At 57.9% G+C, this 13,509-nt stretch carries 10 protein-coding genes; 8 read left to right on the top strand and 2 right to left on the bottom strand.

What is annotated here, in order from left to right; genetic code table 11:
- The 7 genes from kdpB (at position 1) to potE (ending at position 10,145) form a co-directional block, all read left to right on the top strand.
- Complete coding sequence (kdpB, locus tag BFV67_RS05965) at positions 1-2,049, top strand: potassium-transporting ATPase subunit KdpB (RefSeq protein WP_023326916.1); 2,049 nt, start codon at positions 1-3, stop codon at positions 2,047-2,049.
- A gap of 12 nt (positions 2,050-2,061) precedes the next feature.
- Positions 2,062-2,637, top strand: coding sequence for a potassium-transporting ATPase subunit KdpC (kdpC, locus tag BFV67_RS05960; RefSeq protein ID WP_069597996.1), 576 nt, complete (start codon positions 2,062-2,064; stop codon positions 2,635-2,637).
- Positions 2,638-5,325, top strand: a complete 2,688-nt coding sequence (kdpD, locus tag BFV67_RS05955; RefSeq protein WP_069597995.1) for a two-component system sensor histidine kinase KdpD — start codon at positions 2,638-2,640, stop codon at positions 5,323-5,325.
- A complete protein-coding gene (gene kdpE / locus BFV67_RS05950; protein WP_008501074.1) occupies positions 5,322-5,999 on the top strand; it encodes a two-component system response regulator KdpE in 678 nt (225 codons plus the stop codon). The genes kdpD and kdpE overlap by 4 nt, the downstream gene beginning before the upstream one ends.
- 278 nt (positions 6,000-6,277) lie before the next feature.
- The gene (speFL, locus tag BFV67_RS23835) at positions 6,278-6,382 is read left to right on the top strand and encodes a leader peptide SpeFL (protein WP_003858645.1); all 105 of its coding nucleotides are present in this window, start codon (positions 6,278-6,280) and stop codon (positions 6,380-6,382) included.
- A 254-nt stretch (positions 6,383-6,636) separates the two neighbouring features.
- The gene (speF, locus tag BFV67_RS05945; RefSeq protein ID WP_023326913.1) at positions 6,637-8,835 is read left to right on the top strand and encodes an ornithine decarboxylase SpeF; all 2,199 of its coding nucleotides are present in this window, start codon (positions 6,637-6,639) and stop codon (positions 8,833-8,835) included.
- Positions 8,832-10,145 carry a putrescine-ornithine antiporter gene (potE, locus tag BFV67_RS05940; protein ID WP_008501072.1) on the top strand — a complete coding sequence of 438 codons (1,314 nt, stop codon included), beginning with the start codon at positions 8,832-8,834 and terminating at the stop codon, positions 10,143-10,145. Before speF ends, potE begins: the two co-directional genes overlap by 4 nt.
- A 90-nt stretch (positions 10,146-10,235) precedes the next feature.
- Here the strand turns inward: potE and pgm are convergent, their stop codons facing one another.
- Together pgm and seqA are read right to left on the bottom strand one after the other, a co-directional pair.
- Entirely contained in the window at positions 10,236-11,876 is a 1,641-nt protein-coding gene (gene pgm / locus BFV67_RS05935; protein WP_058653536.1) for a phosphoglucomutase (alpha-D-glucose-1,6-bisphosphate-dependent), read from the bottom strand.
- 24 nt (positions 11,877-11,900) lie between these two features.
- A complete protein-coding gene (gene seqA, locus BFV67_RS05930) occupies positions 11,901-12,449 on the bottom strand; it encodes a replication initiation negative regulator SeqA (RefSeq protein WP_008501070.1) in 549 nt (182 codons plus the stop codon).
- 183 nt (positions 12,450-12,632) lie between these two features.
- Between seqA and ybfF the strand changes: the two genes are divergently transcribed.
- Positions 12,633-13,406 carry an esterase gene (ybfF, locus tag BFV67_RS05925; protein WP_069597994.1) on the top strand — a complete coding sequence of 258 codons (774 nt, stop codon included), beginning with the start codon at positions 12,633-12,635 and terminating at the stop codon, positions 13,404-13,406.
- Positions 13,407-13,509: the final 103 nt, after the last annotated feature.

Genomic DNA, 13,509 nt, shown 5'->3' with positions numbered 1-13,509 from the left:
ATGAGTCGTAAACAACTGGCCCTGTTCGAACCGTCATTAGTTCGCCAGGCGCTCATGGATGCGGTGAAAAAGCTGAGCCCGCGCGTGCAGTGGCACAACCCGGTGATGTTTATCGTCTGGGCGGGAAGCGTCCTGACCACCGCCCTGGCGATTGCCATGGGAACGGGCCATATGCCGGGAAATGCGATGTTTACCGGCGCCATCAGCCTGTGGCTGTGGTTTACCGTGCTGTTCGCCAACTTTGCAGAAGCGCTGGCGGAAGGCCGGAGTAAAGCCCAGGCCAACAGCCTGAAAGGGGTGAAAAAGACCGCCTTCGCACGCAAGCTACGTGAGCCGAAGTACGGCGCGCAGATGGACCACGTTCCGGCAGATGAACTGCGTAAAGGCGATGTGGTGCTGGTGGAAGCCGGTGACATCATCCCTTGCGACGGCGAAGTTATTGAAGGGGGCGCATCGGTCGATGAGAGCGCCATCACCGGCGAATCCGCGCCGGTGATCCGTGAGTCCGGCGGCGATTTCGCCTCCGTGACGGGCGGGACGCGCATTCTCTCCGACTGGCTGGTGATCCAGTGCAGCGTTAACCCGGGTGAAACCTTCCTCGACCGGATGATCGCCATGGTGGAAGGCGCACAGCGTCGTAAAACGCCAAACGAGATTGCCCTGACCATCCTGCTGGTGGCCCTGACAATTGTCTTCCTGCTGGCAACCGCGACGCTGTGGCCATTCTCCGCCTATGGCGGTACCGCGGTCACCGTCACGGTGCTGGTGGCGCTGCTGGTTTGTCTGATCCCCACCACCATCGGCGGCCTGCTGTCGGCCATCGGCGTCGCCGGCATGAGCCGTATGCTCGGTGCCAACGTCATCGCCACCAGCGGGCGTGCGGTAGAAGCCGCCGGTGACGTGGATGTGTTGCTGCTGGACAAAACCGGCACCATCACCCTCGGTAACCGCCAGGCGTCGGATTTTTTACCCGCCCCGGGCGTGGATGAAAAAACGCTGGCGGATGCCGCCCAGCTCTCCTCGCTTGCTGATGAAACCCCGGAAGGCCGCAGCATTGTGATCCTCGCCAAGCAGCGCTTTAACCTGCGCCAGCGCGACGTGCAGAGCCTGCACGCCACGTTCGTACCCTTTACGGCGCAAACCCGCATGAGCGGAATTAACATTCAGGATCGCATGATCCGTAAAGGCTCGGTTGACGCGATCCGCCGCCACATTGAGGCCAACAACGGCCACTTCCCGCCGGAAGTGGACAGCCTGGTCGAAAGCGTGGCCCGTCAGGGGGCGACGCCGCTGGTGGTGGCCGAAGGCGCGCGCGTGCTCGGGGTCATTGCCCTGAAGGACATCGTCAAAGGCGGCATCAAAGAGCGCTTTGCCCAGCTGCGTAAAATGGGGATCAAAACGGTGATGATCACCGGGGATAACCGTCTTACCGCCGCGGCGATTGCTGCCGAAGCGGGCGTGGATGATTTCCTTTCCGAAGCCACACCGGAAGCCAAGCTGGCACTGATTCGTCAGTATCAGGCGGAAGGCCGTCTGGTGGCGATGACCGGTGACGGGACCAACGATGCCCCTGCCCTCGCGCAGGCCGACGTGGCGGTGGCGATGAACTCCGGTACCCAGGCCGCAAAAGAGGCGGGCAACATGGTCGACCTCGATTCTAACCCGACCAAGCTGATTGAAGTGGTGCACATCGGCAAGCAGATGCTGATGACGCGCGGTTCGCTGACCACGTTCAGTATCGCCAACGACGTGGCGAAGTATTTCGCCATCATTCCGGCCGCGTTTGCTGCGACCTATCCGCAATTAAACGCCCTGAACGTGATGCACCTGCACTCTCCGGCCTCGGCCATTCTGAGCGCAGTGATTTTTAACGCCCTGATTATTGTCTTCCTGATCCCGCTGGCGCTGAAGGGCGTGAGCTATAAGCCGCTCACGGCGGCCGCCATGCTGCGCCGCAACCTGTGGATTTACGGCCTGGGCGGGCTGGTGGTGCCTTTCATCGGTATCAAGGCTATCGACCTGCTGTTGACCCTGTTCGGGCTGGTTTAAAAGGTGAATCAAATGACGATGTTACGCCCCGCTATACTTTTGTTTATTCTGCTGTCTCTCATTACCGGCGGGCTGTACCCGCTGGTAACCACCGCGCTGGGCCAGTGGTGGTTTAAGGATCAGGCCAACGGCTCGCTGATTATACAAAACGGCGAAAACCGCGGTTCACGCCTGATTGGTCAGAACTTTACGGATGCCCGCTACTTCCAGGGACGCCCTTCCGCCACTGCCGAAAGCCCGTATAATCCGATGGCATCCGGCGGCAGTAACCTGGCGGGCAGCAACCCGGAGCTGGACAAAGCCGTCGCTGAGCGCGTGGCAGCCCTGCGCGCCGCGAATCCGCAGGCCAGCCGCGAGGTGCCCGTAGAGCTGGTGACCGCCTCGGCCAGCGGGCTGGACTACAGCCTGACGCCGGCAGCGGTGGCCTGGCAGATCCCGCGCGTCGCCGCCGTCCGTCAGTTGACCGTCGAACAGGTGAGCAAGCTGGTGGCAGAGCACACGCAAAAGCCGCTGGTCAGCTTCATCGGCATGCCCGTGGTAAATATTGTTGAGCTGAATCTGGCGCTGGACGCGCTAAGGAAAAACTAAATGACCGACGAGCCCATGCGCCCGGATCCGGACAGGCTGCTTGAACAGACGGCTGAAGCCCATCGCGGCAAACTGAAAATTTTCTTTGGCGCCTGCGCGGGCGTCGGGAAAACCTTCGCCATGCTGACGGAAGCCCAGCGGCTTCGGGCGCAGGGGCTCGATATTCTGATCGGCGTGGTTGAAACCCACGGACGCAAAGAGACGGCGTCGCTGCTGAAGGGGCTGGCTACCCAGCCGCCCCGCCGCATCAGCCACCGTGGTCGGTTAGTTACGGAGTTTGATATTGATGCCGCCCTCGCCCGCCGTCCCGCCCTTATCCTGATGGACGAACTGGCGCACAGCAATGCGCCAGGCTCGCGCCACCCCAAACGCTGGCAGGACGTTGAAGAATTACTTGAAGCCGGTATCGATGTGTTCACCACGGTTAACGTTCAGCATCTCGAAAGCCTGAACGACGTGGTCAGCGGCGTGACCGGCATTCAGGTACGCGAGACGGTGCCCGATCCCTTCTTCGATTCCGCCGATGAGGTGGTGCTGGTCGACCTGCCGCCCGATGATTTGCGCCAGCGCCTGCACGAAGGCAAAGTCTATATCGCCGGCCAGGCCGAGCGCGCCATCGAACATTTCTTCCGTAAAGGCAACCTGATTGCCCTGCGCGAGCTGGCCCTGCGCCGAACCGCCGACCGGGTGGACGATCAGATGCGTGCCTGGCGCGATTTACAGGGACAGGAACGCGTCTGGCACACGCGGGACGCCATCCTGCTGTGCGTGGGCCACGGCAGCGGCAATGAAAAGCTTGTCCGCACCGCCGCGCGCCTGGCGGCCAAATTTGGCAGCGTCTGGCATGCGGTGTATGTTGAAACGCCGCAGCTGCACGCGCTGCCCGAAAACCAGCGTCGCGCGATCCTGAGTTCGCTGCGCCTGGCGCAGGAGCTGGGCGCGGAAACCGCCACCCTTTCCGATCCGCAGGAAGATAAAGCCATTCTGCGCTACGCGCGCGAGCATAACCTGGGGAAAATCGTCATTGGCCGTCGTCAGCATCGGCGCTGGTTTAGCCGAGAATCCTTTGCCGACAAGCTGGCCCGTCGCGCGCCGGATCTGGATCTGGTGATCGTGGCGCTGGACGACAAACCTACCCCCTTACCCAATCGCGCGCCGGACAGCCGTACCTTCAGCGATAAATGGCGCATTCAGCTTCGCGGCTGTCTCGTCGCCGTCGTGCTCTGCGCCCTGATTACCGTGATTGCCAGCCAGTGGCTGATCGCGTTTGATGCCGCCAACCTGGTGATGATCTACCTTTTAGGCGTGGTGGTGGTGGCGCTCTTCTACGGGCGCTGGCCGTCGGTCCTGGCGACGGTGATCAATGTCATCAGCTTCGATCTGTTCTTTATTGCCCCCCGCGGGACGCTGGCCGTCTCGGACGTACAGTACATCCTCACCTTTGCCGTCATGCTCACCGTCGGGCTGGTGATCGGCAATCTGACGGCGGGCGTGCGCTATCAGGCGCGCATCGCCCGCTATCGCGAACAGCGCACGCGCCATCTCTATGAGATGTCGAAATCGCTGGCGGTGGGCCGCACGCCGCTGGATATCGTACAGACCAGCGAGCAGTTTATCCGCTCGACGTTTCATGCCAGCAACCTGATTTTACTCCCGGACGAACACGGCAAGCTGCGCCCGCTGACCTCCGCCACAGGCATGACGCCCTGGGACGAAGCCATCGCGCGCTGGAGCTTTGACAAAGGCTTACCGGCGGGCGCAGGGACCGACACCCTCCCCGGCGTGCCCTACCAAATTCTGCCCCTGCGCAGCGCCGATAAAAATCAGGGGCTGGTCATCGTGGAGCCTTCCAACCTGCGCCAGCTGATGATCCCCGAACAGCAGCGTTTACTGGAGACGTTTACGCTGCTGGTTGCCAGCGCGCTGGAACGACTGGCCCTCACCGCCAGCGAGGAACAGGCCCGGCTGGCAAGCGAGCGTGAAAGCATTCGTAACTCGCTGCTGGCGGCGCTGTCTCACGATCTGCGTACCCCGCTCACCGTCCTGTTTGGTCAGTCAGAAATTCTGACGCTGGACCTGGCGGCGGAAGGCTCGAAGCATGCCCTTCAGGCCAGCGAGATCCGCCAGCACGTGCTGAATACCACGCGCCTGGTGAATAACCTGCTCGACATGGCGCGTATCCAGTCGGGCGGTTTTAACCTCAAAAAAGAGTGGCTCACGCTGGAAGAGGTGGTGGGCAGCGCGCTGAAAATGCTCGAACCCGGCATGGGCGGGCGACATATTGCGCTGAACATGCCCAAACCCCTGACCTTAATTCACGTTGATGGTCCGCTGTTTGAACGGGTGCTGATCAACCTGCTTGAAAATGCCGCCAAATATGCGGGCGCCAGCGCGCAGATTGGCGTGGATGCGACGGTGGACGACGGCGCGCTTCGCCTTAACGTCTGGGATACCGGCCCGGGCATTCCTGCCGGGCAGGAGTTGGCTATTTTCGAGAAATTCGCGCGCGGCAATAAGGAGTCGGCCATTCCGGGCGTGGGGCTGGGGCTGGCCATTTGCCAGGCGATCATTGACGTGCATGGCGGCTCCATTTCCGCGGAGAATCGTCCGGAAGGCGGTGCGCGTTTTTGTGTTACACTTCCTCTGGAAACCCCGCCAGAACTTAATGAATTACCAGAGGATTTGTGATCAACGTTCTGATTGTTGAAGATGAGATCGCCATTAGCCGCTTTCTGCGCGCTGCGCTGGAAGGAGACGGTCTGCGCGTCCATGATGCAGGTACGCTTCAGCGGGGGTTAATTGAAGCCGCCACCCGCAAGCCGGACCTGGTGATCCTCGATCTGGGTCTCCCGGACGGTGACGGCATCGATTTTATTCGTGAAGTCCGTCAGTGGAGCCAGATGCCGATTCTGGTGCTCTCCGCCCGTACTGAAGAGACGGATAAAATCGCCGCGCTGGATGCCGGGGCGGATGACTACCTGATTAAACCGTTTGGCATCGGCGAGCTACAGGCTCGCCTTCGCGTGGCGCTGCGTCGCCACAGCGCCACCACGCCAGCCGACCCAACCTACACGTTTGGGGATATCCGGGTTGACCTGGCCGCGCGGCGCATTGTGCGCGGCGAAGAGGAAATTCACCTCACGCCCATCGAATTTCGCCTGCTCGCCGTGCTGCTCAACAATCACGGCAAGGTTCTCACCCAGCGCCAGCTGTTAAGTCAGGTGTGGGGACCCAACGCCGTGGAACATAGTCACTATTTACGCATATATATGGGCCATCTTCGTCAGAAACTCGAAGTCGACCCCGCTCGCCCTCGCCATTTATTAACTGAAACCGGTATCGGTTATCGGTTTATGCTCTGAATAACTATTCATTTTATTTTTAAATAAAATAAAAATCTCTCAGAAAATATTTCATAAATAATCCACTCGATATTTTTTGGGTTATTTATGTCCATTTTAAACATTTGCAATACATCCTATTAACCCGATACCAACAAATCAGAATTTTGATCTGCGATATTCATCAAAAACGACTATTTATTTCTAAAATGATCGGTTAACGGTGATCTCCTTCACAGTTAATCGCGCTTTCCTGGATAAAATGACTGTGCTTTCAATTACTGAAAGGAAAATAAATCATGGAAAACAACAATCGTTTAATGCCCCATATAAGGCGGACAACACATATCATGATGTTTGCCCACCGAAACTGCTTTGACTTTCATCTCTTTAATGCCCGGTAGTCCTTCGACTTCTGGCGCACTCGCTTACAGGTTACCCTGAAACATCTTATTTTACAGGCCATTGCCTGTGAACGCGTGCGCTCATTCATTTTGATTCAGACCCATCCGCACCGGGCGGACTGAATTTCAATCATCAAAAAAGCAATGTACTGATTTTAATCAGCGGCCACCCTTTGCTTTTTTTCCGGAAAATTATCGATTTCTTTTTTGCAAGAAATCGAGGGACGCTTATTACCTAAAATAAAGAGAGAAAGATGAAAAGTTTAAAAATCGCAGCCAGCCGCGCCTGTCCTGATTGCTTTACCACCCAGCGTGAACTGGTGGATGTCCGGGCCTCGGATTATATCGACGTTGCCGCTATTGTGCTGGCGGTCAGTGATATTACCGATGGCATACTGGAAGAAATAGAAGCCACCGGATTTGGCATTCCTGTTTTTGTCGCGACGCATAAAGAAGAATTCATTCCGGCTGATTATTTATCGCGCATTCATGGCGTATTTGAGTATTCAGACACCAGCAACGACTTTTATGGACGCCAGCTGGAGGCGGCTGCCCTGAAGTATGAAACCCAGCTGCGCCCGCCGTTTTTCCGCGCCCTTGTCGACTATGTAAAACAGGGCAACAGCGCGTTTGACTGCCCGGGGCATCAGGGCGGCCAGTTCTTCCGCCGCCATCCTGCCGGTAATCAGTTCGTTGATTTCTTTGGCGAGACGCTTTTCCGCGCCGATCTGTGCAACGCCGACGTGGCAATGGGCGATCTGCTGATTCACGAGGGCGCGCCGTGCATCGCACAGCAGCATGCGGCGAAGGTCTTTAATGCCGATAAGACCTATTTCGTGCTCAACGGCACCTCGTCATCCAACAAAGTGGTGCTTAACGCCCTGCTCACCCCGGGCGACCTGGTGCTGTTCGATCGTAATAACCACAAATCCAACCATCACGGTGCCCTCCTTCAGGCAGGCGCAACGCCGGTCTATCTGGAAACCGCGCGCAACCCGTACGGCTTTATCGGCGGCATTGACGCCCACTGTTTTGAAGAAAGCTATCTTCGCGAGCTGGTGGCAGAAGTCGCACCCGGCCGTGCACGCGATGCGCGTCCGTTCCGTCTGGCGGTGATCCAGCTGGGCACCTACGATGGCACCATCTACAACGCCCGCCAGGTGGTGGATAAGATTGGGCACCTGTGTGATTACATCCTGTTTGACTCGGCCTGGGTGGGTTACGAGCAGTTCATTCCGATGATGGCCGACTGCTCGCCGCTGCTGCTGGAGCTGAACGAAAACGACCCGGGGATTTTGGTTACCCAGTCCGTGCATAAACAGCAGGCCGGCTTCTCCCAGACCTCGCAAATTCACAAGAAAGACAGCCACATCAAAGGTCAGCAGCGCTATGTCCCGCATAAGCGGCTGAATAATGCCTTTATGATGCACGCCTCCACCAGCCCGTTCTATCCGCTGTTTGCCGCGCTGGACATCAACGCCCGTATGCATGAAGGCCAGAGCGGCCGCAACATGTGGATGGACTGCGTGGTGAACGGTATTGAGGCGCGAAAACTAATCCTGGAGAACTGCCGGTATCTGCGCCCCTTCGTGCCGGAGACGGTGGATGGCCGTCCGTGGGAAAGCTGGGACACGGCGGAGATTGCGACCGATCTGCGCTTCTTCCACTTCGTACCGGGTGAAAACTGGCACGCTTTTGAAGGCTACGCCGAGCATCAGTATTTTATCGACCCGTGCAAGCTCCTGCTGACCACGCCGGGCATTAACGCCCGCACCGGGGAGTATGACGGCTTCGGCGTGCCCGCCACCATCCTCGCCAACTTCCTGCGTGAAAACGGCATCGTGCCGGAGAAATGCGATCTCAACTCGATCCTGTTCCTGCTCACGCCTGCGGAAGATATGGGCAAGCTGCAGCAGCTGGTGGCGCAGCTGGTGCGTTTCGAAAAACTGCTCGAGAGCGATGCTCCATTAAAAGAGGTGCTGCCTTCCATCTGCAGACAACATCCGGAACGTTACGCGGATTACACCCTGCGCCAGATCTGCCAGGAGATGCATGACCTGTACGCCCGTCACAATGTCAAACAGCTGCAGAAAGAGATGTTCCGCAAGTCTCACTTCCCGCGCGTGATGATGAACCCGCAGGACGCGAACTACGCCTATCTGCGCGGAGAAGTGGAACTGGTCTCCCTGCGCGACGCGGAAGGCCGCATCGCCGCCGAAGGCGCCCTCCCTTATCCACCGGGGGTATTGTGCGTGGTTCCAGGGGAGGTCTGGGGCGGCTCCGTGCTGCGCTACTTCGCCGCGCTGGAAGAAGGCATCAACCTGCTGCCGGGCTTCGCGCCGGAGCTGCAGGGTGTGTACGTCGAAGAGTGCGAGGGCCGCAAACAGGTTCGCTGTAACGTCATCAAACAACCCGCCGCTCAGCCCGCGCTGCTGAAAGGAGAGAAATTATGAGTAAGTCCAATAAGATGGGCGTGGTGCAGCTGACCATCCTCACCATGGTGAACATGATGGGTTCAGGGATCATTATGCTGCCCACCAAGCTTGCCGAAGTAGGAACCATTTCAATTATCTCCTGGCTGGTGACCGCCGTCGGCTCGATGGCGCTGGCGTGGGCGTTTGCCAAGTGCGGGATGTTCAGCCGCAAGTCAGGCGGCATGGGGGGCTACGCCGAGTATGCCTTTGGCAAGTCGGGCAACTTTATGGCCAACTATACCTACGGGGTGTCACTGCTGATCGCCAACGTGGCGATTGCCATCTCCGCCGTGGGCTACGGTACGGAGCTGTTTGGCGCGACGCTTAGCCCGGTACAGATTGGCCTGGCCACCATCGGCGTGCTGTGGATCTGCACCGTGGCTAACTTTGGCGGGGCGCGTATCACCGGACAGCTCTCTAGCATCACCGTCTGGGGCGTGATTATTCCGGTTGTCGGCCTGTGCATCATCGGCTGGTTCTGGTTCAGCCCGACCCTGTACGCCAACTCCTGGAACCCGCACCATGTGCCGTTCTTCAGCGCAGTCGGCTCTTCTATCGCCATGACGCTCTGGGCCTTCCTGGGCCTGGAATCCGCCTGCGCCAACGCAGAAGTGGTTGATAACCCTGAAAAGAACGTGCCGATTGCGGTCCTCGGCGGTACGCTGGGCGCAGCGGTGATCTATATCGTCTCGACAAACGTCATCGCGGGCATCGTTCCGAACATGGATCTGGCCAACTCCACGGCGCCGTTCGGGCTGGCCTTCGCGCAGATGTTCACGCCGGAAGTCGGGAAAGTGATTATGGGTCTCATGGTCATGTCATGCTGCGGTTCACTGCTTGGCTGGCAGTTCACCATCGCACAGGTATTTAAATCTTCGGCTGATGAAGGTTACTTCCCAAAAATCTTCTCCCGCGTCACCAAAGCCGATGCGCCGGTGCAGGGCATGCTGGCGATTGTTATCTTCCAGAGCGGATTGTCGCTGATGACCATTAGCCCGTCGCTGAACAGCCAGTTCAACGTGCTGGTCAACCTGGCGGTGGTGACGAACATCATTCCGTATATTCTGTCGATGGCGGCGCTGGTGATTATTCAGAAGGTTGCGAAGGTGGATCCGCGCAAGGCGCGTGCGGCCAATATCGTGGCGCTGATTGGCGCAATCTACAGCTTCTATGCGCTCTATTCCTCCGGCCAGGAAGCGATGCTGTATGGTGCGATGGTGACCTTTATGGGCTGGACGCTGTACGGTCTGGTGTCGCCGCGGTTTGAATTGAAGAATAAGCACAGTTGAAAAAAAGCCCGGTGGCGCTAGCGCTTACCGGGCCTACGATCGTTGTTGTAGGCCGGGCAAACGCAGTGCCGCCCGGCACACAAACCGCACTTACGCGTTTTTCAGCACTTCGCTGACAATCTCTACCGCTTCTTTCTCAATCTGCTGACGATGCTCAGCGCCGAGGAAGCTTTCGCAATAGATTTTATACGCATCTTCCGTACCGGATGGACGCGCAGCGAACCAGCCGTTTTCGGTCATCACTTTCAGACCACCAATAGACGCGCCGTTACCCGGTGCCGCCGTCAGACGCGCGGTGATCGGATCGCCCGCCAGGGTGCTTGCACTGACCATCTCCGGAGAGAGTTTGGACAGGGCCGCTTTCTGGGCAGACGTTGCGCTGGCCTGAATACGGTTATAGCTTGGCGCACCAAAGCGTGCTGCCAGGTCGTTGTAATGTTCCTGTGGGTTTTTACCGGTGACCGCGGTGATTTCCGCCGCCAGCAGGCACATGATGATGCCGTCTTTATCGGTTGACCACGGCGTGCCGTCGAAGCGCAGGAAAGAGGCCCCCGCGCTCTCTTCACCACCGAAGCCAAAGCTGCCGTCGTGCAGACCGTCAACAAACCATTTGAAGCCCACAGGTACTTCCACCAGCTTGCGGCCCAGCGCCTCGACCACGCGGTCGATCATGGCGGAGGACACCAGCGTTTTACCGACAGCCACCTCTTTGCCCCACTGTGGACGGTGCTGGAACAGGTAGTTGATCGCAACAGCCAGATAGTGGTTCGGGTTCATCAGCCCGGCAGGAGTGACGATACCGTGACGGTCGTAATCCGGGTCGTTCGCAAACGCCAGATCGAATTTATCACGCAGCGCCAGCAGGCCCGCCATCGCGCACTCGGAGGAGCAGTCCATACGGATCGCGCCGTCTTTGTCCAGGTGCATAAAGCGGAAGGTCTGATCGACGTGATCGTTTACGATGGTCAGATCCAGCTTGTAGTGCTCGGCAATACGTTTCCAGTATTCAATACCGGAGCCGCCCAGCGGATCCACACCTAGCTTCAGGCCGGCTTTCTGGATGGCCGCCATATCGACGATCTCCGCCAGCCCTTCCACGAACGGCTGAACCAGATCCTGCTCTTTTACGTGGCCGGACGCCATGGCCGCATCCAGAGAGATGCGCTTCACGCCTTTCAGACCGTCAGCCAGCAGGGCGTTCGCACGATCTTCCACCACTTTGGTGACGTTGGTGTCTGCCGGGCCACCGTTAGGCGGGTTGTATTTGATGCCGCCGTCTTCCGGCGGGTTGTGGGATGGCGTAATCACGATACCGTCAGCCAGCGCGCCACCTTTTTTGTTGTGCACCAGGATGGCGTTAGAGACCGCAGGCGTTGGGGTGAAGCCGTTGTTCTCCTGAACAATCACCTCGACGCCGTTCGCAGTCAGAACTTCCAGCACGGAGATAAAGGCCGGTTCAGACAGCGCATGGGTATCTTTCCCCACGTAGCACGGACCGGTAACGCCATTTTTAGCGCGCTCTTCCGCAATGGCCTGAGCAATGGCCAGAATGTGCGGTTCGTTAAAGCTGTGGCGAGCCGCGCTGCCGCGGTGACCAGATGTACCAAACTTCACTGCGTGTTCTGCGTTGCCCACGACCGGCTTCAGCACGTAATACTGCGCGGTCAGCTGAGCGACGTTAATCAAATCGCTTTGTTGTGCAGGTTGGCCTGCACGGCTGTGATTTGCCATTACCGGGTCCTTCTGATGCAAGGGTTAAATTGTACCGCAAACCTTCTCAATCAATTCCGCCGGGAACTGCATGGACTGCATGATATGTTCAATCATGCTGCACTTGCGGCCCGTATTGGTATTGGTGATCACCCAGTACGGGGTGCCAGGAACATGTTTGGGTTTGGTTTGATTGCCATTTTGCAGCAGCGTCTGCTCGTCGCCCGCGAAGTAGACGCGAGTACGACCGTGCAGCGACTCGGTCGCTTCAGCAAACGCTTTGTTATCCAGTGAATAAAGTGTAGACAGCACCAGCATAAAGCGGTTAACCGCCTTTTTTTGCTCCGCATATTCATCGGAAAGCAGCAGCTCGCGCATCGCGCGCACTTTATCTTTTGCCGGTGTCACGGCAGGTTTTGCTTGTGCAACAACGCTTGGCTGAGACACGACATCTTTGGTGACTGGGGTAGCAGGCTGTGAAGCGGCGGAAATTTTAAGCATGCGCCGTAAAATGTCGGACGCGCTCTCCCCGATATGCCGCGTCTGGCTGGCAATATACTGATAGAGTTCGTCATCAACTTCGATTGTTTTCATCTTAATCCAGTGCGATATCTTATCTGAATACAAGTCATTGGGATTATAAGGTCAAATCCCAACAGCGGATAGCGTCAAACCAGGTTGGCGGCAAAAGTCAGATTAAACTGGAACCTTGCAGCCGGGCGGCAGAATGGACAACATGATACCCTAACCTGACATACGTAAAAAAAGAACTTTGCCATGAAATTGAATACCCGAGCGCAAACTGCACAATCGCCGAACAATAATTCTCCCATCGTACTGGTTCACGGGCTTTTTGGCAGCCTGGATAACCTGGGCGTGCTGGCGCGCGATCTGGTTACCGACCACGATATTCTTCAGGTCGATATGCGCAATCATGGTCTTTCCGGCCGTTCCGACGAGATGACCTACGCCGCGATGGCGCAGGATCTGCGGGATACGCTGGATGCCAACCACTTGCAAAAGGTGACCCTCATCGGGCATTCAATGGGCGGTAAAGCGGTGATGGCCCTGACGGCGCTGGCCCCGGAGCGTATTAACGGCCTGGTGGTGATTGATGTTGCGCCCGTGGATTACGACGTCCGCCGTCACGACGAAATTTTTGCCGCCATCAATGCGGTCACCGAAGCGGGTGTCGCGACGCGTCAGCAGGCGGCTGCCGTCATGCGTGAGCATCTTGATGAAGAAGGCGTCGTCCAGTTCCTGCTGAAGTCGTTTGTTGACGGGCAATGGCGTTTTAACGTGCCGGTGCTCTGGAACCAGTACAACAATATTGTGGGCTGGCAAACCGTACCCGCCTGGCCACACCCTACCCTCTTTATTCGCGGCGGCAATTCCCCTTACGTTACCGACGCGTACCGCGACGCCATACTGGCGCAATTCCCGCAGGCTCGTGCCCACGTCATTGCCGGAGCCGGACACTGGGTGCATGCGGAAAAACCTGACGCCGTGCTGCGCGCCATTCGCCGCTATCTTGCTGATACTGCAAATTGATTAAAAAGAGAGCGACTGGAAGGCTGCGGGCTTCCAGTCGTTGGCGCGCCGTTTTTGGTGATGTATGATGGCGCGCTTATCGCCCGGGCATTAGCAGGGCGGC

The sequence above is a fragment of the Enterobacter roggenkampii genome (assembly GCF_001729805.1).
Classification (GTDB): Bacteria; Pseudomonadota; Gammaproteobacteria; order Enterobacterales; family Enterobacteriaceae; genus Enterobacter; species Enterobacter roggenkampii.
Note: the sequence above shows the minus strand (reverse complement) of the source record. Positions and strands in the feature narration are given on the sequence as shown.